25 protein-coding genes are annotated in these 22,761 nt (G+C 66.8%); 18 read left to right on the top strand and 7 right to left on the bottom strand.

What is annotated here, in order from left to right; all coding sequences use genetic code 11:
* Window positions 1-92 precede the first annotated feature (92 nt).
* The 7 genes from ACQPW1_RS36770 (at window position 93) to ACQPW1_RS36740 (ending at window position 5,034) form a co-directional block, all read left to right on the top strand.
* Entirely contained in the window at window positions 93-764 is a 672-nt protein-coding gene (locus tag ACQPW1_RS36770) for a glycosyltransferase family 2 protein (RefSeq protein ID WP_433657018.1), read from the top strand.
* The gene (locus ACQPW1_RS36765) at window positions 761-1,441 is read left to right on the top strand and encodes a TIGR04282 family arsenosugar biosynthesis glycosyltransferase (RefSeq protein WP_433657016.1); all 681 of its coding nucleotides are present in this window, start codon (window positions 761-763) and stop codon (window positions 1,439-1,441) included. The genes ACQPW1_RS36770 and ACQPW1_RS36765 overlap by 4 nt, the downstream gene beginning before the upstream one ends.
* Window positions 1,438-2,097: a methyltransferase domain-containing protein gene (locus ACQPW1_RS36760; RefSeq protein WP_433657014.1), complete on the top strand. Its 660-nt coding sequence runs from the start codon at window positions 1,438-1,440 to the stop codon at window positions 2,095-2,097. Before ACQPW1_RS36765 ends, ACQPW1_RS36760 begins: the two co-directional genes overlap by 4 nt.
* Entirely contained in the window at window positions 2,097-3,368 is a 1,272-nt protein-coding gene (locus ACQPW1_RS36755) for a molybdopterin-dependent oxidoreductase (RefSeq protein ID WP_433657012.1), read from the top strand. The genes ACQPW1_RS36760 and ACQPW1_RS36755 overlap by 1 nt, the downstream gene beginning before the upstream one ends.
* Complete coding sequence (locus ACQPW1_RS36750) at window positions 3,365-3,811, top strand: hypothetical protein (RefSeq protein WP_433657010.1); 447 nt, start codon at window positions 3,365-3,367, stop codon at window positions 3,809-3,811. The genes ACQPW1_RS36755 and ACQPW1_RS36750 overlap by 4 nt, the downstream gene beginning before the upstream one ends.
* Window positions 3,808-4,512 (top strand): flavodoxin family protein, encoded by a 705-nt coding sequence (locus ACQPW1_RS36745; RefSeq protein ID WP_433657008.1) that lies wholly within the window; start codon window positions 3,808-3,810, stop codon window positions 4,510-4,512. The genes ACQPW1_RS36750 and ACQPW1_RS36745 overlap by 4 nt, the downstream gene beginning before the upstream one ends.
* A gap of 114 nt (window positions 4,513-4,626) precedes the next feature.
* Window positions 4,627-5,034, top strand: a complete 408-nt coding sequence (locus tag ACQPW1_RS36740; protein WP_433657006.1) for a VOC family protein — start codon at window positions 4,627-4,629, stop codon at window positions 5,032-5,034.
* Window positions 5,035-5,171: 137 nt separating this feature from the next.
* Here the strand turns inward: ACQPW1_RS36740 and ACQPW1_RS36735 are convergent, their stop codons facing one another.
* From ACQPW1_RS36735 to ACQPW1_RS36720, 4 genes are all read right to left on the bottom strand, one after another.
* Window positions 5,172-6,062 carry a potassium-transporting ATPase subunit C gene (locus tag ACQPW1_RS36735; protein WP_433657004.1) on the bottom strand — a complete coding sequence of 297 codons (891 nt, stop codon included), beginning with the start codon at window positions 6,060-6,062 and terminating at the stop codon, window positions 5,172-5,174.
* Window position 6,063: 1 nt separating this feature from the next.
* On the bottom strand, window positions 6,064-8,124 hold the full coding sequence (kdpB, locus tag ACQPW1_RS36730) for a potassium-transporting ATPase subunit KdpB (protein ID WP_433665442.1): 2,061 nt from the start codon (window positions 8,122-8,124) through the stop codon (window positions 6,064-6,066).
* 109 nt (window positions 8,125-8,233) lie between these two features.
* Window positions 8,234-9,904 carry a potassium-transporting ATPase subunit KdpA gene (gene kdpA, locus ACQPW1_RS36725; protein ID WP_433657002.1) on the bottom strand — a complete coding sequence of 557 codons (1,671 nt, stop codon included), beginning with the start codon at window positions 9,902-9,904 and terminating at the stop codon, window positions 8,234-8,236.
* A complete protein-coding gene (locus ACQPW1_RS36720) occupies window positions 9,905-9,991 on the bottom strand; it encodes a potassium-transporting ATPase subunit F (protein ID WP_223885482.1) in 87 nt (28 codons plus the stop codon).
* 379 nt (window positions 9,992-10,370) lie between these two features.
* Here ACQPW1_RS36720 and ACQPW1_RS36715 point away from each other — a divergent pair, with 379 nt between their 5' ends.
* The 10 genes from ACQPW1_RS36715 (at window position 10,371) to ACQPW1_RS36670 (ending at window position 17,958) form a co-directional block, all read left to right on the top strand.
* A complete protein-coding gene (locus ACQPW1_RS36715) occupies window positions 10,371-10,535 on the top strand; it encodes a hypothetical protein (RefSeq protein ID WP_433657000.1) in 165 nt (54 codons plus the stop codon).
* A gap of 72 nt (window positions 10,536-10,607) precedes the next feature.
* Window positions 10,608-13,109 (top strand): ATP-binding protein, encoded by a 2,502-nt coding sequence (locus tag ACQPW1_RS36710; protein WP_433656998.1) that lies wholly within the window; start codon window positions 10,608-10,610, stop codon window positions 13,107-13,109.
* A gap of 56 nt (window positions 13,110-13,165) precedes the next feature.
* A complete protein-coding gene (locus tag ACQPW1_RS36705) occupies window positions 13,166-13,873 on the top strand; it encodes a response regulator (RefSeq protein ID WP_150405534.1) in 708 nt (235 codons plus the stop codon).
* Window positions 13,874-13,968: 95 nt separating this feature from the next.
* On the top strand, window positions 13,969-14,415 hold the full coding sequence (locus tag ACQPW1_RS36700) for an OsmC family protein (RefSeq protein WP_433656995.1): 447 nt from the start codon (window positions 13,969-13,971) through the stop codon (window positions 14,413-14,415).
* The gene (locus ACQPW1_RS36695; RefSeq protein WP_433656993.1) at window positions 14,415-14,702 is read left to right on the top strand and encodes an acylphosphatase; all 288 of its coding nucleotides are present in this window, start codon (window positions 14,415-14,417) and stop codon (window positions 14,700-14,702) included. Before ACQPW1_RS36700 ends, ACQPW1_RS36695 begins: the two co-directional genes overlap by 1 nt.
* A gap of 31 nt (window positions 14,703-14,733) precedes the next feature.
* On the top strand, window positions 14,734-15,489 hold the full coding sequence (locus ACQPW1_RS36690; RefSeq protein ID WP_433656991.1) for a hypothetical protein: 756 nt from the start codon (window positions 14,734-14,736) through the stop codon (window positions 15,487-15,489).
* Window positions 15,489-16,670, top strand: a complete 1,182-nt coding sequence (locus ACQPW1_RS36685; RefSeq protein ID WP_433656989.1) for a glutathionylspermidine synthase family protein — start codon at window positions 15,489-15,491, stop codon at window positions 16,668-16,670. Before ACQPW1_RS36690 ends, ACQPW1_RS36685 begins: the two co-directional genes overlap by 1 nt.
* Window positions 16,670-17,125: a DUF350 domain-containing protein gene (locus ACQPW1_RS36680; RefSeq protein ID WP_433656987.1), complete on the top strand. Its 456-nt coding sequence runs from the start codon at window positions 16,670-16,672 to the stop codon at window positions 17,123-17,125. Before ACQPW1_RS36685 ends, ACQPW1_RS36680 begins: the two co-directional genes overlap by 1 nt.
* 138 nt (window positions 17,126-17,263) lie before the next feature.
* Entirely contained in the window at window positions 17,264-17,641 is a 378-nt protein-coding gene (locus tag ACQPW1_RS36675) for a type II toxin-antitoxin system RelE/ParE family toxin (RefSeq protein WP_433656985.1), read from the top strand.
* A complete protein-coding gene (locus ACQPW1_RS36670) occupies window positions 17,638-17,958 on the top strand; it encodes a helix-turn-helix domain-containing protein (protein ID WP_433656983.1) in 321 nt (106 codons plus the stop codon). Before ACQPW1_RS36675 ends, ACQPW1_RS36670 begins: the two co-directional genes overlap by 4 nt.
* Window positions 17,959-18,029: 71 nt before the next feature.
* Here ACQPW1_RS36670 and ACQPW1_RS36665 read toward each other — a convergent pair whose 3' ends face one another.
* Together ACQPW1_RS36665 and ACQPW1_RS36660 are read right to left on the bottom strand one after the other, a co-directional pair.
* Window positions 18,030-18,650 (bottom strand): MBL fold metallo-hydrolase, encoded by a 621-nt coding sequence (locus tag ACQPW1_RS36665; protein WP_433656981.1) that lies wholly within the window; start codon window positions 18,648-18,650, stop codon window positions 18,030-18,032.
* Entirely contained in the window at window positions 18,647-19,732 is a 1,086-nt protein-coding gene (locus ACQPW1_RS36660; RefSeq protein WP_433656980.1) for an S-(hydroxymethyl)mycothiol dehydrogenase, read from the bottom strand. Before ACQPW1_RS36660 ends, ACQPW1_RS36665 begins: the two co-directional genes overlap by 4 nt.
* 198 nt (window positions 19,733-19,930) lie before the next feature.
* On the opposite strand from ACQPW1_RS36660, the gene ACQPW1_RS36655 reads away from it, so the two are divergent.
* Window positions 19,931-20,356, top strand: a complete 426-nt coding sequence (locus tag ACQPW1_RS36655; RefSeq protein WP_433656978.1) for a DUF1707 domain-containing protein — start codon at window positions 19,931-19,933, stop codon at window positions 20,354-20,356.
* A 34-nt stretch (window positions 20,357-20,390) separates the two neighbouring features.
* On the opposite strand, the gene ACQPW1_RS36650 is transcribed toward ACQPW1_RS36655, so the two are convergent.
* Window positions 20,391-22,409 carry a hypothetical protein gene (locus tag ACQPW1_RS36650; protein WP_433656976.1) on the bottom strand — a complete coding sequence of 673 codons (2,019 nt, stop codon included), beginning with the start codon at window positions 22,407-22,409 and terminating at the stop codon, window positions 20,391-20,393.
* Window positions 22,410-22,761: the final 352 nt, after the last annotated feature.

Genomic DNA, 22,761 nt, shown 5'->3' with positions numbered 1-22,761 from the left:
TATCGCAGTTCCTAACGCTTTTCTGACGATGTCACTGTTTCGTCACAGGTTTTTCGGCCGCGCGGGGAGTTCCACGGCATAGCGTCGTTGCCGTGACTCGAACCCAGGTTGATCCGGCCGGAGTGACCGTGGTGATTCCGTGCCGAGACGAAGCTGATGCGTTGCCGGATGTGCTCGCCGCCATCCCCGCCGGGTACCACGCCCTGGTGGTGGACAACGGCTCGACCGACCAGACCGCCGCCGTCGCCCGCGCCCGTGGTGCCACGGTGGTGCACGAGGGCAGACCGGGCTACGGCGCGGCGGTCCAGGCGGGCATCGCCGCGGCGCGCACCGAGATGGTCGCGGTGCTCGACGGTGACGGATCGATGGATCCGGCCGAACTGCCCGGCTTGGTCGAATTGGTCCGTGGCGGAGCCGATCTCGCGGTCGGACGGCGACGACCGACCCGATCCGGTGTCTGGCCGTGGCACGCGCGGCTCGGCAATCTGCTCATCGCCCGCAGGTTGCGCCGCAAATACGGTCTGCCCGTGCACGATATCGCCGCGATGCGAGTGGCGCGGCGGGCCAGGATGCTGTCGCTCGGCCCGCTGCACCTGCGCTCCGGGTATCCGCTCGAGCTGCTCGTCGGCGCGGCGGGCGCAGGCTGGCAGGTAGTCGAGCGGGACATCGCCTACCGGCCGCGAGCCGGGGGAGTGTCGAAGGTGTCCGGCTCCTGGCTCGGAACATTGCGCGCCACCAAAGATTTCCTGGCGGTGCTGCGATGAGTCCCTGTGCCACAACCCTGTTGGTGATCGCGAAGGCGCCGATCGCCGGATTCGCCAAGACGCGATTGACACCGCCGCTGACACCGCGAGAGGCGGCACGGGTGGCTGCTGCCGCACTGCTCGACACCCTCGACTCGGTGCTGCGCAGCGAGGTCACCCATCGGGTCGTCGCCTTTACCGGTGACCTCTCCGCCGCCGAGTGCAGTCATGAATTAGCCAGGGAGCTAGCCAAATTCGAGGTGATACCGCAGCGTGGTGCAGGCTTCGGTGCCCGCCTGGCCAACGCGCATGCCGACGCCGCGCGCTTCGGTGCGCCGGTGTTGCAGATCGGCATGGACACCCCGCAGATCGGTCCAGACGTACTGACCAGCGCAGCCAACCAGCTCGTCGACGACGAGGCCGCTCTACTCGGCCCAGCCGAGGACGGCGGCTGGTGGGCCCTCGGCCTGCCGACCCCTCAACCCGCCCGCGTGCTCGTCGACGTACCTATGTCGACTGACCGAACCGGCGAGCTAACCGGGAATGCATTGCAACACTGTGGGTATCGGGTCCGCTTGCTGCCGAAGTTCAGCGACGTCGACACCTTCGCAGACGCCACCCGAGTGGCAGCGCAATCCACCGGACGCTTCGCAGCGACGATCCACGAACTGAGCGACCGCGGGTTGGTGCTCCGATGATCGGCGCGGACTTCGACATCTTCGATCGGGCGCTGGCCGGTGAAAGATGTTGGATGCGTGCGGCGGACGGGACTCGTCAGAGCTTGCCGACTGGGCGTTGGCTCGGGCTCACGGGGGTCGGCGACCGTCGTGCTGATCGTGCGCTGACCCGCTGTTGCGACGGGCCGACTTTGGATCTCGGCTGTGGGCCTGGGCGGTTGGTCGCTGCCTTGTTGCAGCGTGGGGTGCTTGCGCTCGGGGTGGATATCTCGCCGACGGCGGTCGCTATCACCAGGTTTCGTGGTGCGCCCGCGCTACGCCGGGATCTGTTCGGGCCGTTGCCGGGAGCGGGGCGCTGGTCCTATGCGCTGCTGGCCGACGGCAATATCGGGATCGGCGGCGACCCGAAGCGCCTTCTCGCGCGCACTGCGGAACTGCTCGCCGCTGACGGGCTGGCGATCGTCGAATTCGGTCGTCCGGGTACCGGTTTGGTGACCAGGAAGATGCGACTGGAGTCCAGGTCGCACACCGGGGCCTGGTTTCCGTGGGCGTCGGTCGGCATCGAACACGCGGAGGCCCTCGCATCGGCCGCAGGTTTGCGCGTTGTCACCACCGCGGCGGTATCCGGCAGGCACATCGCCTGGTTGCAGCGTGAGCCCAGGCAGGCGGTTGCTTGATGAACGTGCATACTTCCGATGCCGAGGTTCGCGAACCGGCTCCCAGGCCTGCCTGGTATCGCATCTCGGGCGCACGAGGACCCGAGGTGGCCAGCCGCGTCGGCATCGCGCTCGGGTCCGCGATCCTGATCTGCTTCGTCACCGGCCTGCTGAGCCACTGGATCCAACACCCACCGACCTGGTTCTGGTGGCCAGCGCACCCGGTGTGGCTGTACCGGGTAACTCAAGGACTGCACGTCATTTCGGGTGTAGCCGCGATTCCACTACTGCTGGTGAAGCTGTGGGCTGTTTACCCGAAGCTGTTCCAGCGCCCGGTGATCGGATCACCACTGCGAATGCTGGAGCGCGGCTCGATTGCCCTGCTGGTCGGCGCGATCGTCTTCGAGCTCTCGACCGGCCTACTGAACATCGCCCAGTACTACCCATGGAAGTTCTTCTTCCCCACCGCCCACTACGCAATGGCCTTCGTCGCCATCGGCGCCCTGGCGGTGCACCTGGCCGTCAAGCTGCCCGTGATCCGAGAGGCATTGAGTCGTCCGATCGACTCGGACCCGGTGGGTGCCAGCGTCGACAGCACCGCCAAAGCCGGTGCCGATGGCGGTGCTGGTGCTGCTGGTCATGCTAATGCTGGGAGCGTTGCCGCTGGCGGTGGCGAGGTCAGGTCTGTTGCACAGCAGCATGTTTCGCGGCGTACGGTGCTGACCGCAGCCTGGGTTTCCGCGGGGGCGGCCACCTTGGCGGTCGCCGGTCAAACGGTTCCCTTTCTGCGCTGGGCAGCAGTGCTCGCGCCGCGCAGTGGGGAAGGGCCGCAGGGGCTTCCGGTCAACAGGTCGGCAGCGGCTGCTGGTGTCGGCGAGCTCGCGCGAGCTGCCGACTACCGGCTGACGGTGGTGGTGGGTGACCGGCAACGCAGTTTCAGCAGGGACGAACTGCTGGATATGCCGCAGACTCAGGCCCGTTTGCCGATCGCCTGCGTCGAGGGGTGGAGCGCGTCCGCCGAATGGTCGGGTGTGCGGCTGCGGGATCTACTTGCCGCCGTGGGTTCCTACCCTGGCGGCGACGTGCGATTCCGCTCGTTGGAGACCAGCGGGATCTATGCCAATTCGGTTCTGCCGCAACGGCATGCCGTCGATGCAGACACTCTCGTCGCGCTGTCGTTGAACGGGGAGACCCTCGACATCGATCACGGCTATCCGTGCCGTCTCATCGCACCGAGTCGGCCCGGAGTACTTCAGACGAAATGGCTTTCGATGATCGAGGCACGCTCATGACTGCGATCCGAATCCTGCTGGTACTGGCCGGGCTGTGGCTCGGCTGGTATGGAATCACCCTGCTCCTCGACTTCCCCCGAGCCGATCTGCTCTCGATCGCGCTGTGGTTCGCGGGCGGAATCCTCTTGCACGACGGGGTATTCGCGCCACTCTGCGCGGCCGTCGGCGCTACCGCCCGCCGTGTCCTGCCCGGCACCTGGTGGGCGCCAACGGCGTGCGGCGCGGTCTGCACCGTGGCGTTGGTCCTGATCGCCGCACCCGTACTCGACCGCGGCGACGCGATGCCGGACAACCCGACCGTCCTCGACCGGAACTACCCACTCGGCCTCGCCGTGGCCCTCATCCTGATCTGGGCGCTGGTACTCGCGGCAGCTGTGGCGAGGCTGGCCGACCACCACCGATCTCGCAAGCCCGGCACCGCGACACCAAGGAGCGCACCATGACCAGCTACGACGACCTGCGGGCAGTGTTCATCAACTGCACCCTCAAACGCTCGCCGGAGGTGAGCAACACCCAGGGACTCATCGACATCAGCGCCGCCATCATGGCGAAGAACGGTGTGCAGGTCTCGCACATTCGGGCGGTCGACCACGACATCGCCTTCGGCGTCTGGCCGGATATGACCGAGCACGGCTGGCCCACCGACGAGTGGCCCGCGTTGCAACGCCAGGTCATGGATGCCGACATCCTGGTGGTCGCGGGCCCGATCTGGTTGGGCGACAACAGCTCTGTCACCAAACAGGTCATCGAACGCCTCTACGCGAACTCGTCGATCCTCAACGACCGCGGCCAATACGCCTACTACGGCCGCGTCGGCGGCTGCCTGATCACCGGCAACGAAGACGGCGTCAAACACTGCGCCATGAACATCCTCTACAGCCTCCAGCACCTCGGCTACACCATCCCACCGCAAGCCGACGCGGGCTGGATCGGCGAAGTAGGCCCCGGCCCCTCCTACCTGGACCCGGGCTCCGGCGGCCCCGCCAACGACTTCACTAACCGCAACACCACCTTCATGACCTGGAACCTCCTGCACTTCGCCCGAATGCTGAAGGACGCCAACGGCATCCCCGCCCACGGCAACCAACGCTCCGAATGGGACGCAGGCTGCCGCTTCGACTTCCCCAACCCGGACTACCGCTAGCTCGCACCGAACGAGACATAGCGGCGCGACAGTGCGAGTAGCCCCGCCCTCATGTCCCGTTCGCGGCGTCGGTCGGCGGAGCTGGTGACCGCCCACCATCCGTAGGATCGGGACGTGGCTATCGCTCAGTTGAGTTTGATCACTTTGAACTGTGCCGACAAGGAGGAGCTGGCGGGGTTTTGGGCCGCGCTGCTCGGAGGGGAGATCGTTTATCGGGCCGATGATTTGGCCGTGGTGCACACCGAACGGGGGTCGCTGACCGCGCTGACGGTTCCGGATTACCGGCCGCCGACCTGGCCCGGGGGTGATACGCCGATGCACATCCATCTCGAACTCAAGGTGGATGATCTGGACGAAGCGCAGGCGGAGGCCGTTCGGTTGGGGGCGCGGGTCGCCGAGGTGCAACCGGGTCCGGACAAGTGGCGGGTGCTGCTCGATCCGGCCGGCCACCCGTTCTGCGTGGTCCTGAACGCCCCTTTGCTCCCGCTCGGTCCGCAGCCGAAAAAGGAAGAAGGGGCCTGAATTGCCGTTCAGTGGCACATGGTGGCGGCAAATCGCGAGTACGCCCCGCCATGGTGTGCCACTCGATGGCTCAGCGGGCGGTAAGAGTAGCGAAAGGGCCGATGACGTCGTTGTCACCGGCCCTCGTCAGCTTCAGATCAGCCGCGGAACGGGTATCGCTGGTCGAGGTCGAGGTTCAGTTCGACCACGTTGACGCGGGGCTCACCGAGGAAACCGAGGGTGCGGCCGGTGGTGTGTGCGTCCACCAGCTGACGCACCTGGTCGGCAGAGATGCTGCGGGCCTTGGCGATTCGCGCGACCTGGATGTCCGCGTACCTGGGGGAGATGTGCGGGTCCAGCCCACTGCCGCTCGCGGTGACGGCATCGGTCGGCACCGGGGTGTCGACGGGGGCGTCACCGAAGATCGGCACGATCCGGCCTGCCGCGTAATCCTCACCCGGCTTTGCGCACTCCACCTGAACACCCTTGTAGGTGGCCAGGAATGGCGTCGTCGGGCACGCTTCGTTGATGCTCACCACCTGCGTCGGATGCGAAACCTCACCGTCGGCGTCGCGCGGCCCGATCACCGAGAGGACCGCGCCCACACCGTCTTTGGTGCAGAACGGCCGACCGCCGTCGACCCCCTCACGGTCGCCGACCTCCTTGCTGCGTGCGCACACGGTGGACAGCAGGCTCAGCTTCACGTTCGCCGGGTCGGCATCGAGGGTGTCCACGATGCTCTCCGGGCCGAGGTTGCTGGCCGCGGTGGCCAACGGGTCGTAGCCGCTGCTACCCGCCGAGGACGGGCGGCTCTGGAAGTACTGCACCAGCGCCTTGCCGTCCGGATCGGTGAAGGACTGCCCGATCAGGCTGGAGCCGACGACCTTGTCGTCGACTTTGATCAGCGAGCCGTCCGCCTTGTCGTGCAGACCGGGTATCTGGGCGACCGCGAAAACGGCCAGGGGATAGACGATTCCGGTGATCGCGGTGAGCACGAGCAGCGCCCGCAGCGCGGCCAGGTGCTGCCGAATCCAAGTTGAGAACTGCATGTCAGGACATCCCAGGGAGGAGTTGGACGACGAGGTCGATGATCTTGATCCCGATGAACGGCGCGATGATGCCGCCGAGGCCGTAGATCAACAGGTTGCGGCTCAACAACTTCGACGCATTGGACGGCGTGTAGTTGACGCCGCGCAGCGACAGCGGGATCAGCGCCACGATGATGATCGCGTTGAAGATGACCGCGGACAGGATCGCCGACTGCGGGCTGTGCAGCCGCATGATGTTCAGCGCGTCCAGCCCGGGGAACAGCGCGATGAACAGCGCGGGCAGGATCGCGAAGTACTTGGCGATGTCGTTGGCGATCGAGAAGGTGGTCAGCGCGCCGCGGGTGATGAGCAGCTGCTTGCCGATCTCCACGATCTCGATGAGCTTGGTCGGATCGGAATCCAGATCGACCATGTTGCCCGCTTCTTTGGCCGCCGAGGTGCCGGTGTTCATGGCGACACCCACATCGGCCTGGGCCAGCGCCGGTGCGTCGTTGGTGCCGTCACCGGTCATCGCGACCAGCCGGCCGCCGTCCTGCTCCTTCTTGATCAGCGCCAGCTTGTCCTCCGGCGTGGCCTCGGCGAGGAAGTCGTCCACACCCGCCTCGTCGGCAATCGCCTTGGCGGTCAACGGATTATCGCCGGTGATCATGACGGTGCGGATGCCCATTCGACGCATCTCGTCGAAGCGTTCCCGCATGCCCTGCTTGACGACGTCCTTGAGGTGGATGACGCCGAGCAGCCGCGCGGTGCCGCCGCTGACCTCGCCGACGACCAGCGGCGTACCACCGGAGGCGGAGACGCCGTCGACGGTCACGCCGACCTCGGTCGGCACGTTGCCGCCTTGCGCGCGAACCCATTCGATGACCGCGCTGGCCGCGCCCTTGCGCAGCTGATGCCCGTCGTTCAGATCCACACCCGACATGCGGGTCTGCGCGGTGAACTCGACCCAGGTCGCGCCCTTCAGCTCGCCGGGCGTGCGCTCACGCTTGTTGAACGCCTGCTTGGCGTACACGACGATGGAGCGGCCCTCGGGCGTCTCGTCGGCGAGGCTGGACAGCTGCGCCGCGTCGGCCAGCTCGTCGGCCGAAATGCCCGGCATCGGAACGAATTCCGAGGCCTGCCGGTTGCCGAGGGTGATGGTGCCGGTCTTGTCCAGCAGCAGCGTGTTCACGTCGCCCGCGGCCTCGACCGCGCGGCCGGACATGGCGAGCACATTGCGTTGCACGAGGCGGTCCATGCCCGCGATGCCGATGGCCGAGAGCAGCGCGCCGATGGTGGTCGGGATGAGGCAGACCAGCAGCGAGACCATGACGATGCCGGTGATCCCGTAGGCGTTCAGCGCCGAAGTGTCGGGCACACCTGGGTTGTTGGCCTTGGAGAAGATGGCCAGCGGCTGCAGGGTGACCACCGCGAACACGAAGATGATCGTCAGCGAGGCAAGCAGGATGTTCAGCGCGATCTCGTTCGGCGTCTTCTGCCTGCTCGCGCCCTCGACCAGGGCGATCATCTTGTCGATGAAGCTCTTGCCGGGCTCCTGGGTGATCTTGACGACGATCCGGTCGGACAGCACCGTGGTGCCGCCGGTCACCGCGGAGCGGTCGCCACCGGATTCCCGGATCACCGGCGCGGATTCGCCGGTGATCGCCGATTCGTCCACGGAGGCAATGCCTTCCACGACGTCACCGTCACCGGGGATGACCTGTCCGGCCTCGACCACGACATGGTCGCCGCGCTGCAGTTCCGGTGCGGCGACACCTTCCTCGACGACCTGGCCGCCGGGCGTCCAGTCCACCAAACGCCGTGCGACGGTGTCGGTCTTGGCTTTGCGCAGGGTGTCCGCCTGCGCCTTGCCGCGACCCTCGGCCACCGCTTCGGCGAGATTGGCGAAGATCACTGTGAGCCACAGCCACACCACGATCGCCCAGGCGAAGAAGGTGGGATCGGTGATCGCGAGCACGGTGGACCAGACCGCGCCGATCTCGACGATGAACATCACCGGGTTGCGCCACATGGTGCGCGGGTCCAGCTTGCGCACCGCGTCGGGCAGCGAGGTCAGCAGCATCTTCGGATCGAGCGCGCCGCGCGGGACCCGGCCGGACTTGCTCTCCAGCTGCTTCTTCGACTCGTTGAACTCGTCCGGAACGGTGATTTCGGTAGTGGGAGTGGTCATTTCAGTGTATTCCTTCGGCGAGCGGCCCGAGCGCGAGTGCGGGCAGGAAGGTGAGCGCGACCAGGATCACGGTGGTGCCGACGACCATGCCGATGAACTGCGGCCGGTGCGTCGGCAGCGTGCCGATCGACTCGGGGGTGTTGCCCTGCTTGGCCAGCGAACCGGCGAGCGCGAGCACGAAGATGATCGGCAGGAACCGGCCGAAGACCATGGCCAGACCCAGTGCGGTGTTGTACCACTCGGTATTGCCGGTCAGACCCGCGAACGCGGAGCCGTTGTTGTTCGCCGCGGAAGTGAAGGCGTACAACACTTCCGAGAGGCCATGCGGTCCGGAGTTGGCCATTCCGGCGCGTTGTCCGGGCATGGCCATCGCAATGGCGGTGCCTATCAACACGATCAGCGGGCTGACCAGGAAATAGGAAGCGGCGAGCTTGATTTCGCGCGGCGTGATCTTCTTGCCGAGGTATTCCGGTGTGCGCCCGACCATCAGGCCCGCGACGAACACGGTGATCACCGCGAGGATGAGCATGCCGTAGAGCCCGGAACCCGTTCCGCCAGGGGCGACTTCGCCGAGCTGCATGTTGAACATCGTCATCATGCCGCCGAGGCTGGTGTAGGAGTCGTGGAACGAGTCGACGGCACCGGTGGACGTCAGCGTGGTCGCGCCGGAGAACGTCGCCGAATCGGCCACGCCGAAGCGGGTTTCGACGCCCTCCATGGAGGCGCCGATCGCGGTGGGCACGGTGCCGTGGTGCGCGAGCTGGAAGACATTGCTCAACGTCACGCTGATGATCGCGATGGTGCCCATCACGGCGGCGATGGCGACACCCTGCTTCTTGCTGCCGACCATCCGGCCGAAGGTGCGCGGCAGCGAGAAGCTGATCACCAGGATCAGGAAGATCTCGAGCCAGTTGGTCCAGGTGGTGGGGTTCTCGAACGGATGCGAGGAGTTCGCGTTGTAGAAGCCGCCGCCGTTGGTGCCGAGCTCCTTGATGACCTCCTGGCTGGCCACCGGCCCGCCGGGGATGGTCTGCTCGGTGCCGTTCAGCGCCTGCGCGACCTGGTCGTGCAGGTGGAAGTTCTGGATCACGCCACCGGCGATCAGCACGATCGCGAACACGAACGCGATCGGCAGCAGGATGCGGATGGTACCCCTCACCAGGTCCACCCAGAAGTTGCCGAGATCGCCGGTGTGCCTGCGGGCGAAGCCGCGCACCAGGGCGACCGCGACGGCCATACCGACGGCCGCGGAGACGAAGTTCTGCACCGCGAGCCCGGCCATCTGCACCAGGTGCCCCTGGGTGGACTCGCCGGAGTAGTTCTGCCAGTTCGTGTTCGTCACGAAGCTGACCGCGGTGTTCCAGGCCAGCGCCGGGGTCATCTCGGTGCCGGGGTCGTTCAGGTGCAGTGGCAGCTTGCCCTGGACCAACTGCAAGAAGAACAGGAACAGAATGCTGACTCCGGAGAACGCCAGCACACTGCGGGCATACACGCCCCAGGTCTGCTCGACCTCGGGCTGCACGCCGATGGCCTTGTAGAGGACGCGCTCGGCGCGGGAGTGCTTGGTGTTGTTGTAAACCCGGAACATGTAGTCGCCGAGCGGCACATGCACCAGGGCGAGCGCGATGATCAGGGACGCCGCGAACGCGATCCCCGCGGTAGTCGTGTTCACCTAGAACCTCTCGGGGAAAAGCAGCGCCGCGACCATGTAAACCGCGACGGAGATGGCGAGAACCAAACCGATCAGGTTCGCGATCACAGCTTCTCCACCCCTCGCTGGATCAGCCCCAACAGGGCGAAGATCGCCACGGTAAGCACCGTGAACACCACGACAGACATGATTGACCAACCTCCATCAAGCGCTCGTGTTGTGGAGCGCGCCTTGGCGAGTCAAGTCTTCGATCAGGCGCGTGCCGAGGTTCCTTACGACTCCTTAGCGCGAGGAATGCTTGCCTTTGCGCTTCGTTTACACCCCGGCCTGGGATAGCTGAAAGGATGCCGTCAAAGTGGGCGGCGATACCGTCAACACACCGTAAAGATCGGTCTGATCTTTCGCTGCGGCGGTATTAGTGGAGGGCCGGCCAGGCGGACGATTCCAGCGCAACCGGTTGTTCGGGTCGGTTGGAGAAAGGAACGTCATGTCGGCTGTCACCGTCGCCCTTCTTGTCGGGTTCGTGTGCTGCGCGCTGCTCATTCGCGCGCTGCGGACCCCGGGCGATGAGCTGGAGACACAGAGCGTTGTCATCGACAACGACCGTGTCCGGGGAATGCACGGCACGGAGCCGGTGCCGTTCGATGCCTGAGGTTCGAGCGCAGCGCGCCGCTACGTCCGAGGGGTACTCGGTTCCGGGGCCGCGACGCGCAATGATGGACGAGTGAAACGCGGACAACTCCGCATCTACCTCGGCGCCGCGCCGGGAGTCGGCAAGACCTACGCCATGCTCGGCGAGGCGCACCGGCGGATCGAGCGTGGCCGTGACGTGGTGGCTGCGGTAGTGGAGACACACGGGCGGGCCAAGACGGCCGCCCTGCTGGAGGGTATCGAGCGGATTCCACCCAAGCTGGTGGAGTACCGCGGTACCCAGCTGCCCGAGCTCGACGTGGACGCGGTGCTGCGCCGCCATCCGGCGGTGGCTTTGGTCGACGAGTTGGCGCACACCAACGCGCCGGGCGGCAGGAACGAAAAGCGTTGGCAGGATGTCGAAGAGCTCCTGGATGCGGGCATCGACGTGATCTCGACGGTCAATGTGCAGCACTTGGAAAGCCTCAACGATGTCGTCGAGCAGATCACCGGCATCCAGCAGCGCGAGACCGTGCCGGACGCGGTGGTGCGCGGCGCGGACCAGGTCGAGTTGGTCGACCTCACGCCGGAAGCGTTGCGGCGCAGGCTGTCTCACGGCAACGTGTACGCCGCCGACAAGGTGGATGCCGCGCTGCGCAACTACTTCCGACCCGGAAACCTCACCGCGCTAAGAGAATTGGCTTTGCTGTGGCTGGCCGATCAGGTCGACGCCGCGCTGGCGAAGTACCGGGCCGACCACAAGATCACCGATCTGTGGGAGGCCCGCGAACGCGTCGTCGTCGCGGTGACCGGGGGACCGGAGTCGGAAACGGTGGTGCGCCGGGCCAGCCGCATCGCGAGCAAGGCCAGCGCCGAACTCGTCCTGGTGCACGTCGTGCGCGGCGACGGGTTGGCCGGTGTGTCCACCGAACGGCTGGCCAGGCTGCGTGAACTCGCCGCCAGTCTCGATGCCTCGCTGCACACGATCACCGGCGACAATGTGCCGACCGCGCTGCTGGAATTCGCCCGCGAGGTGAACGCGACCCAGCTCGTCCTGGGCACCTCCCGCCGCTCCCGGTGGGCCCGCATGGTCGACGAGGGCATCGGCTCCACCGTGGTGCAGCAGTCCGGCAAGATCGACGTGCACATGGTCACGCACGAGGAAGCGCATCGTGGCCTGCGCAAGGGTTCGCTCATGCCGCGCCAGCCGATCCGGGCCTGGCTCGCGGCTGTTCTGGTGCCGTTGGTGGTGTGCGCGATCTGTGACGCGTTCCTCGACGGCTACCTGCAGCTCGGCGGACTCAGCGCGGTGTTCTTCATCGGCGTCGTCGCGGTCGCATTGCTCGGTGGTGTTGTCCCCGCGGCCTTTTCGGCGCTGCTGTCCGGGCTGCTGCTGAACTGGTTCTTCGCCGATCCGCGCTACAGCCTGACTATCGCCGCGCCAGACAGCTTCGTCACGGTGGTGGTGTTGCTGTTCGTCGCGGTCGCGGTGGCGGCGCTGGTCGATGTGGCCGCGCGGCAGACCCGGCAGGCACGGCGGGCCTCGCAGCAGGCCGAGTTGCTGACGCTGTTCGCCGGTGCCGTGCTGCACGGGGCGGATCTGCCGAAGCTGCTGGAACAGGTCAGGGAGACCTACGGGCTGCGCGCGGTCAGCATGGTCTGCGGCGAGCAGGTGGTCGCCGCGGTGGGGACGAACCCGCCGGAACGCGCTGCCGATGCCGAGACCGCGATTCAGGCGGGCGACGCGACGAGCTGGCTGCTGCTGGCCGGACGGCCGTTGGCCGCCGCGGATCGGCCGGTGCTCAACGCGGTCGCCAACCAGGCGGCTGGGCTGGTGCGCCAATCCAGGCTCGCCGAGGAGGCCAGCGCCGCCGCGGCACTGCTCGAGGCGGACCGGTTGCGCCGCGCGCTGCTCTCCGCGGTGAGCCACGACCTGCGCACGCCGCTGGCCGGGGCCAAGGCCGCCGTGTCCAGCCTGCGCAGCGACGACATCGAGTTCTCCGCCGAGGACACCACCGAATTGCTGGAAACCATCGAGGAATCGGTGGATCAGCTGACCGCGCTCGTCGGCAATCTGCTCGACTCGTCCCGGCTGGCCGTCGGCGTGGTGAAACCACAGCTGCACCGGGTGTACATGGACGAGGTGGTGCATCAGGCGCTGGTGAGCGTCGGCATGGGCGCGCGCGGGCTGCGGCGGGCGGCGATGGATCGGGTGAAGGTGGAGGTCGGCGACGTCTCCGTGCGCGCGGACGCCGGGCTGCTGGAACGGGTGGTGGCCAACCTGATCGACAATGCGCTGCGGCACGCCACCCGCGACACGCCGGTGCGGGTCACCGCCGAACGCGAGGGCGACCGCGTATCAATCGCAGTGGTGGATATCGGTCCCGGTGTGCCGCAGGGCACCGAGGAGCAACTGTTCGAGCCGTTCCAGCGGCTCGGCGACCGCGACAACACCACCGGCGTCGGGCTCGGCCTGTCGGTGGTGCGCGGTTTCGTCGAGGCGATGGGTGGCACCGTGCACGCCGAACCGACCCCTGGCGGAGGATTGACGATGATCGTGGACCTGCCTGCCGACGAAACGGAAGCGAGCAGCTGATGATGGATACATCGACAGTGGGAGCACCGCAGCCCCGGACCACACAGGAAGCCGTGATGACCGACAAGAAGCAGGACGCCCCGGCGATCAAGGTGCTGGTGGTCGACGACGAACCGCAGATCGTGCGTGCGCTGCGGATCAATCTGTCGGTCCGCGGGTACGAGGTGATCACCGCGGGGACCGGCGGCGCCGCGCTGCGTGCGGCCGCCGACAAGCACCCCGACGTGGTCATCCTCGATCTCGGGCTGCCCGACATCGACGGCATCGAGGTGCTGGCCGGGTTGCGCGGCTGGACCTCGGCGCCGGTGATCGTGCTGTCGGCGCGCACCGACTCGGCGGACAAGGTCGAGGCGCTGGACGCGGGCGCCGACGACTACGTCACCAAGCCGTTCGGGATGGACGAGCTGCTGGCCCGGCTGCGCGCCGCGGTCCGGCGCGGGGCCGCCGATACCGACTCGTCCGATCCGGTGGTGGTGACCTCGTCGTTCACCGTCGACCTGGCCGCCAAGAAGGTGACCAAGAACGACGAGACGGTGCATCTCACACCCACCGAGTGGGGCATGCTCGAGATGCTGGTGCGCAACAAGGGCAAGCTGGTCGGGCGCAAGGAGCTGCTACGCGAGGTGTGGGGTCCGTCGTACGCGACCGAAACCCATTACCTGCGGGTGTATTTGGCTCAACTGCGGCGCAAGCTCGAGGACGATCCGTCGCATCCCAAGCACCTGCTGACCGAGGCGGGAATGGGCTACCGCTTCCAGGAGTGAGTGGCCGGGATCGCGCTCTGTGCCGGAATGAGCGACCGCCCTCGCCGCGTTCCACGCGTGAGTGGACACCGACGAGAAATGGCAGGATCGAGCGCATGGCTGAACAGACACCCGCGACTGCGGCACAACAACCGACCGAACTATGGGTCGAGCGCACGGGAACGCGGGCGTACACCGGTCGCAGCTCGCGCGGCGCCGAAGTACTGATCGCTTCGCAGGGCGTGCCGGGCGCTTTCACCCCCGGCGAGTTGCTGAAGATCGCCCTGGCCGGTTGCTCGGGATTGAGCGCGGACTTCTCGATCGCGCGCAAGCTCGGTGATTCCTTCGACGCGACCATCCGCGTGTCCGGTGACGCGGATCGGGAGAACGAGCTGTACCCGCAGCTGGACGAGACGTTCCAGCTCGACCTCAGCGAACTGGACGACGAGGCGAGGGAGCGGTTGCTGGTTACCGTGCAGCGCGCAATCGACAAGGCGTGCACGGTGGGCCGGACGCTGCAGGCCGGGACGAAGGTGACTTTGTCCTTCGATATCGAGGCCTGATGGGCGAAACCGCTGAGCTGGTCAGGCTGAGCGCGTGGGTGCACGGCCGCGTCCAAGGTGTGGGATTTCGCTGGTGGACGCGGTCGCGGGCATTGGAGCTCGGGTTGACCGGGCACGCGACGAACGCCCGTGACGGGCGGGTACACGTCGTCGCGGAGGGGCTGCAGGACGACTGTGCGCGGTTGCTCGAACTGCTACGTTCCGGTGATACACCTGGTCGGGTGACCTTGGTTGTGGAAAGCTGGGAGCCCGCGCGGGGTGATTTGACCGGATTCGAGGAGCGGTAGTTGTGGGCCGGGATAGGACGAGGACTCGACAGTGAGCACGCACAATCCCGGTGACGAGCGTCCGGGAAACGAGCCGAATGAGCATTCCGCCGCGGCGGAGCAACCGTCGAGCACGGGCGGGGCGCACGAGGTAACAACTCCTCGGCCGGGCGATACGGCCGAATTCGCTATCAACGATCCGAACCCGGCGGTTCCCGGTCTGCCCACTGTCTTTCCGGAATCGTCCGCGCCGCAACCGGTCCCGCCACGGCAGGGGAGTGTGCAGCGGCAGGAGCCGGGCGTCACCCAGCCGCGCCCGCCGACGGTGGCCGAGGCGCGGGCCAGGGACAAGGCGCGTAAGCGGGCCGAGGAGGCCCAGCAGGCGGCTGTGGCGGCAGGCGAGGCCAAGAAACGCACGCGTAAGCGGGTGATGATCGGCGGAGTCGCCATCGTCGGTGTTGCGGCGCTGGTCGGCGGCGGGTACCTCGCCTACCGGGCGATCTCCGCGCCCGACAAGGTCACCGCGTCGTGTGTGAAGACCGAGAACGGTCAGGAAATCGTCGTCGATGACAGCTATTGCGGCGACGGTCGGCAGGGCTTCGTCAACGACGGTGGCATCGGACCGGGCCTGATCATCCTCGGCGGCGGCCCGCAGTACCGGTACTACTACGGCGGCACCCCCACCATCGGCAAGCCGCCGACCGGTGGCACCACCGTCAAACCCAAGAGCGCCGAGATAAAGACCAAGAGCGGCACCACAGTTCAGCGCGGCGGACTGGGTAGCAAGAGCACCGGCGGAGGATCGTAGTGCGGCGAGTGCGCAGTACGCCCCGGCCGGATTGGCAGCAGATCACCGAGAGTCAGGGCCTCGTCTACGGTGTGCCCGGTCGCGATGCCAGCGGGCAGCCGCGGCCGTACTGGGACGAGTCGGTGTACTACGAGTTCGAGATGGACGAAATCCTCGCGCTGGAAGCCGATGTCGAGCTGCTGCATTCGATGTGCCTGAACGCCGTCGAGCACGTCGTGCTGACCGGGCGGTTCAAGGATTTCGGTCTGCCCGAATGGAGTTGGGGGCCGATCGCCGAATCCTGGCGGCGCAGTGACCCTTACGTGTACGGGCGATTCGACCTGCGCTACGACGCGCGGCGGCCGGCGAAACTGCTGGAGTACAACGCGGATACACCGACCTCGCTGCTGGAGGCGGCGATTGTGCAGTGGCACTGGCTGACCGCGCTCTATCCCGGCGGCGATCAATGGAATTCGTTGCACGAGAAGCTCGTCGAGCGCTGGACCGAGCTGCGCGACACCCTGCCGACCGCGCAGCTGCACTTCAGCTGGTCCGGCGCGGACGCCACCGGTGAGGACAACGTCACCACCGCCTACATGCAGGAGACCGCGGCCGAGGCCGGGTTCGACACCATCGCGCTGCCGATCGAAGAGGTCGGATTCGACACGGAGCTGGCACGTTTCGTCGATCTGGCCGAGGCGCCGATCGAGGCGATCTTCAAGCTCTACCCGTGGGAGTGGGCGCTCGACGACGAGTTCGGCAAGCGGGTGGTGGGCAGCCTGCCGCAGACCATGTGGATCGAACCGTTGTGGAAGACGTTGCTCAGCAACAAGGCGATCCTCGCAGTGCTGTGGGAGATGTATCCGGGGCATCCGAATCTGTTGCCCGCCTACCTGGATCAGCCCAACGAGCTCACCGAGTACATCCGCAAGCCGAAGCTCGGCCGCGAGGGCGCCAACATGACCATCGTCGGCGCCGGCCTGGAGACCGCCACCGGCGGTGTCTACGGCGAAGAGGGCTACGTCTACCAATTGCTGGATCCGCTACCGGAATTCGACGACATGCGCCCCGTGCTCGGCGCCTGGATCGTCGGCGACACCGCCGCGGGCCTCGGTATCCGGGAGACCGCCGGACTGATCACCGACGACGGTTCCGCCTTCGTCCCGCACCGCATCGCCCAAAACACTCCGGAAGGATCATGATGACCACAGTCGCCCTCGAATCGGGGTACTGGAGCTCGCTCGGCGAGGGTGTGGGAGCGATCATCCTCTACGCCCTCATCGGTCTGGTGCTGATGCTCGTCGGGTTCTACGCCATCGACCTGACCACGCCGGGCAAGCTGCGCGCGCTGGTCGTCGAGGGCAAGCCCAACGCCATCATCGTCGCGGCCGCGGGCATGATCAGCATGGCCTTCATCGTCGTCCTCGCCATCCTCGCGGTAGGCAGTGGCGGCAAGCTCTCCGAGGGCCTCATCGCCGCCCTCATCTTCGGCCTGGTCGGCATCATCGCCCAGGTGATCTCGGTCCGCGTCATCGAAAAGGCCCTCGGCATAGACATCGGCGCCACCCTGCACGCCGACACCTACACCACCGAAGTCCTCGTAGTAGCCGCCGCCCACTTCGCCCTCGGCCTAGTAGTAGCCTTCGCCATCCTCTAGCCGCTACCTCCCGGCGGCGCTCGTCGCTGCTGGTCAAGCGCTACTTGTCGGACCCACGACCTAACCTGCAACCGCATTCGCTCGAGCAATCCTTGTTAAGGAAATCCTTGAATCGCGGACCAAGGGGAGGTACCGTCAATGGACGAGTGGGAGATCTTCATAACCGACGAGGTAGAGCAGTTCCTCGACACGTTATGGCAGACCGACCGCGCAACACACACGCTGGTGAACCAAGCGATTCTGCTGCTAGAGCGAACGGGGCCCGCACAGGGCAGGCCGCTTGTGGACAGCATCGTCGGATCGCGAATTGCGAACCTGAAGGAGCTGCGGCCGGGGTCCGCGGGCAACAGCGAGATCCGAATACTGTTCGCCTTCGACCCATGGAGATCGGCCATCATGCTGGTAGCAGGCGACAAGTCCGGCGCGTGGCAGCGGTGGTATCGAGACGCGATACCACGAGCCGAAAGACTGTACGACGCTTACCTGTCCGAGCGAGCTGAGGAGTTGCACCAATGACCACACATCGTCGCTGGCGCGACACCGGACACCTCGAGCGCGCAATCGACGCCGCGGGTGGGCCGGAAGCATTCGAAGAAGGCGTCGACCGTCTGAAAGACCGAGCCCGCGGTTGGCGGTTGGCGGAACTCCGCAAGCGCCGAGGCCTCAGTCAGAAGCAGGTCGCGGAGCAGATGGGCATATCCGTGGCGCGGGTGTCGCAGATCGAACAGGGCGAGGTTTCCACCCGAGACGTGTTGGACCGGTACGTATCCGCCCTCGGCGGCGTGCTGAAGCTCGTCGCCGACTTCGGTGACGAGCAACTGCGCGTGGGTTGACCGTGGGTGGTCCACACCATGGTGTGGACCACTTGGGCTGGGTCTGGACGCCTCTGGAGAAGTCGCGGGAGTCAGTGCCCGCGGGCTATCCAGTCTGCGAGAGAAGGCTTCTCGGTGCCGATGGTGGTGGTGTCGCCGTGGCCGGTGTGGACGGTTGTTTCGTCGGGGAGGGTGAGTAGGCGGTCGCGGATCGAGTCGATGATGGTGTCGAAGTCGGAGTAGGAGCGGCCGGTCGCGCCGGGGCCGCCGGAGAAGAGGGTGTCGCCGGTGAAGAGGGCGGCGGCTTCGGGGAGGTGCAGGGAGACCGAGCCGGGGGAGTGGCCGGGGGTGTGCAGGATATCGATGTCGGTGTCGGCCACGGTGATTCGGGGGGTGTCGGCCAGGGAGCGATAGTCGACGTCGGGGTGGGTCATGCGCCACAGCGGGTCGTCGGCGGGATGTAGGAGGATCGGGGCGTCGAGGCGGGTGCTCAGTTCCGGTGCGACGGTGACGTGGTCGTTGTGGCCGTGGGTGCACAGGATGGCGACGACGTTGCGGGTGCCGACGGCGTCGGCGATCGTGTCGGCGTTGTGCGCGGCGTCGATGACGAGGACTTCGTGGTCGTCGCCGATGAGCCAGACGTTGTTGTCGACGTCCCAGGTGCCGCCGTCGAGGGAGAAGGTGCCGGAGGTGACTACGCGCTCGATCTTCACAGGACCACCACCGAACGCAGCACGTCGCCCGCGTGCATCGCGGTGAACGCCGCCTCCACCTGATCAAGCGAAATGCGTTCGCTGACAAAGCGTTCCAGCGGCAGTCGACCCTGGAGGTGCAGGTCGATCAGCGTCGGGAAGTCGCGCTCGGGCAGGCAGTCGCCGTACCAGGAGGACTTGAGGGCGCCGCCGCGGGAGAACAGGTCGATCAGCGGCATCTCGATGGTCATGTCGGGCGTGGGGACGCCGACCAGGACCACGGTGCCCGCCAGGTCGCGGGCGTAGAACGCCTGCTTCCAGGTTTCCGGGCGGCCGACCGCCTCGATGACGACGTCGGCGCCGAAGCCGTCGGTGTACTCCTGGATCTTCTCGACCACGTCCTCGCTGGTCGCGTCGATGGTGTGGGTCGCGCCGAAGTCCTTGGCCCAGGCCAGCTTTCGGGCGTCGCGATCGACCGCGATGATGGTCTTCGCACCGGCCAGCCGGGCCCCGGCGATGGCCGCGTCGCCGACACCACCGCAGCCGAGCACCGCGACGGTATCGCCGCGGGACACGTTGCCGGTGTTCACCGCCGCGCCGATGCCCGCCATCACGCCGCAGCCGAGCAGCCCGGCCACCGCGGGGTCGGCCGCCGGATCGACCTTGGTGCACTGTCCTTCGTGCACGAGCGTCTTGTCGACGAAGGCGCCGATGCCGAGCGCGGGGCTCAGTTCGGTGCCGTCGGTGAGGGTCATCTTCTTGCTCGCGTTGTTGCTCGCGAAGCAGTACCAGGGGCGGCCGCGCTTACAGGCTCGGCATTCGCCGCACACGGCGCGCCAGTTCAGGATGACGAAATCGCCGACCTCGACGTGGGTGACCGCATCGCCGATGGTTTCCACGATGCCCGCGGCCTCGTGCCCGAGCAGGAACGGGTACTCGTCGTTGATGCCGCCCTCGCGGTAGTGCAGGTCGGTGTGGCAGACGCCGCAGGCCTGCACCCGCACGACCACGTCGTGGGCACCGGGGTCGGGGATCACCACGTCGACGATCTCGACCGGCGCGCCTTTGCTACGGGCGATGACACCGCGCACGGTTTCCGACACCTATGCCTCCTAGGAGTTTTCGTCGACGCGGACCCTGAGCGTCCGCGATCTGAGCACCGTCCATACTGCCGCGCCCGAGGTGGTGGCACCAGCGCCGGGTCTGGCCGGGTCGCCGATGGGTTGACATTCCACAGTGGAGGATGCATTCTGTGTGAACATTCCACTATGGAGGGTGGAACCGTCGACAAGGAACATCAGATGGAAATCTCGACTGGTACCCGCGCCTCGAACGCCGAACGCGACAAGGTGGTGCGCCTGCTCGCCAGGCACCTGGAGGACGGGCGAATCGACCTCGCCGAATACGACCAGCGCGCCGCTCAGGTGTACGCGACCACCACCACGGACGAACTGCAGTTGGTCCTGTCCGATCTGCCCAAGCTGTCGAAAGAGCCTGTCGGAAAGGCGGGCTCGGGCGCGCGCATCCCGATCTGGCAGAAGATCGAAGGCACCAGCTGGCTCGGGGTGAGCGTGCTGGTCGTGCTGATCTGGGGTGCGATCTCGCTGAGCGTTGGCGAATTCACCTACCCGTGGCCGATCTGGGTGATCGGGCCGTGGGGCGCGGTGCTCGTGTTCCGGATGCTGACCGGGTTCGAGTCCGGCCGGTATTCACGCCACATGGGCTGAGTGGCGGGTTGCCTTGAGCGGGTGCGCGAACCGCCTACTGCCAAGGCGGCGTTGCGCCCTGCGATGCTGAATGGCGGCCAGAGTCTGCCGAATTCGGTGGCTGGCTCGACCGACGGCGGCGAGCGGGCGGCGATTCGTCGTACTCGGCGGGCTGGTCGGTCCATGACCGGGGGTATTCGTCACGTTGGCGCGGTGGCTGAGCCGGGGGTGCCTCCCGCCGACGGGGCATGGATCGCTCGGGCCAGGACGGCTCGGCGGTCGGCGCGGGTCGTTGCCGAGGCGGCGAAAGTTGCTCGTATCGCCCCGCTTCCGCGTAATCGTGTGGCACCGCCGAACTGCCTCTGCGCTGCAAGGGCAGATCGGGTTCGCCGCGGCGCGAATCATATTGGGGCTGCGCGGCTTCCCTGCGGTACGACCGTGACGGCGGTTCCGCCGGTGCGTGTTGCTCCAACTGCGACTGGATGGCATCGAGGCGCTGACGCCGTGCCCAAGCATCCGCTGGATCCTCATAGGACGCCTGTGCGGGTTCGGACTCGTCGTGGCGGGACCACTCGTTCGCCGGTTGCGCGTGCGTAGAACGCTTCCGCCGCTCGAGCGGGGGTCGCGCGTTTTCGTCCCGGACCGGCCATCGGGGTTCGGGATCCGCATAGTGCGGTGCGGGCTCGTCCTCCCGCGGTGACCGGGCCGGTTCCTCGTATGTTGATCTGCCGCCTCCGAAGTCCTCGCGGAACGAGCGTGCGGGCGCGGCGTACTCCTGCTGCGAGCGTGCAGGTTCCGGCACACCGTGCGGCAACCGGTCAGGTACGGGATCTTCGTACGGCGATCGGGCGGGCCCGAAATCCTGGTGCGACGAACGGGCCGGTGCGCTGGAACGCCATTGTGCGCGCGCCGGTTCCGGCTCGTCGTGCGGTGACGGGGCGGCGTCCTCGTACGGTGACCGTGCAGGTCCGAAGTCTTCGGGTGACCAGCGCGCTGGCGCGGAGGAGTACCGCTGTGCGGGTGCCGGTTCCGGCTCTTCGTAGGGTGACGGCTCGGGCTCCTCGTGCCGGAACCTGGCGGGTGCAATCGGATCACGCCGCGACCGTGCCGGTTCCGGCTCGCCGTATGGTAACTGCGCCGATGCGGAATCTTCGCTCCGGAATCTGCTCGGTGCGACCGGATCTCGCCGTGGGCGTGAGCGCGCGGTCGGGATGGGGGCCGACTCTTCGTCTATCGGCGCGGCATTCCGATTCTTGCGATGGGAGTGGTTGGCCGGTGGCTCGTTTCGATGCGACCGTGCCGAAACAGGGTCGCTGCGCCGAGGTGTCGGGCGGGGGAGACCGGGCTGCATGATCGGGAGCTCGCGGGTCTGCTGGGTGGCGCTGACACCCTTCTCGCGGTAGGTCGCGGGGATGTCGTGGGTGCGGAGCCAGGCGCCCGGGTCGTGCCGTCCGTGTCGATCCAGTTGCGGGACAACGTCTTCGAGCAGCTCGAGGATCTCACCTTCGTCATCGCCGAGGGCGGCGCGGATGTCGGGGAAGGTCTCGGGGTGGAATACCCACATCCACTCATAGGCGGGGTAGGTGCCACCGAGATCGTGGCCGTGGAAGACGAGGTCGCCGGAACGGGCGATCTTGGCGCGCATCGACCAGCCCTCGGATTCGACCAGGAACTCCCGGATTTCGTCTCGATCGGCGCGGGGTTCGTCGTCGGCGAGAGTTAAGCCGGGTATCCATCGACTCATACGGGTGCGGACCTGCGTTTTGCCCCGATCGCCACGGACATCCGCACGACCTTTGGCGTGGCCGCCGCGAGCCGCACGGCTTTCGGCCCGCACCGGCCGGAGCTCGTCCTCGTCGTCGTAAACGCGATAGTCGGTCAGCTTGACCTCGAACCAGGCCACCCCCAACCCGGCTGCCAACAACCCGCCCGAGATGGCGACCTCGACCCACTTGTCCGCCAGCATCGCACTCTTGCTGTTCTCGCACGCGTAGAGAAACAACAGACTGCCGAGCACCAGCGCCGCGATTCGGGCAAGCCGGAACGCCGTACTGGTCCCGGCTGGGGTCGGCATCCTGTGGCGCTCCAAACATTCCCGCTGGCGAATCAGAGTGGATCGTATGCGGCGACATGGCCCGACGTCAGTGCGTGCGCCGAGTCCGTCGGTCTATTGGTGTAAAGGTTCCGCTGAGGTCGAAGAAGATGCCCGAGTTCGTTACCTGCGGGCAGCAGCGTGCTCGGTCTGGGCGCGCTATCGTCCTGCGTGTGGTGGGCGCGTCGGTCGCGCCACCGGATGCGGTGGGGTAGACACTAGGGCGACGCGTCCGGCAAACCTCGGGCACATTGAAATACGCGATATTGCGGGATGACTCGATAACCTACGTGTATCGCCGAACCACCACTCGGTCACGTGGGCCGTCCCGCAT

This window comes from Nocardia sp. CA-128927, from assembly GCF_050955855.1.
Taxonomy (GTDB): Bacteria; Actinomycetota; Actinomycetes; order Mycobacteriales; family Mycobacteriaceae; genus Nocardia.
Note: the sequence above shows the minus strand (reverse complement) of the source record. Positions and strands in the feature narration are given on the sequence as shown.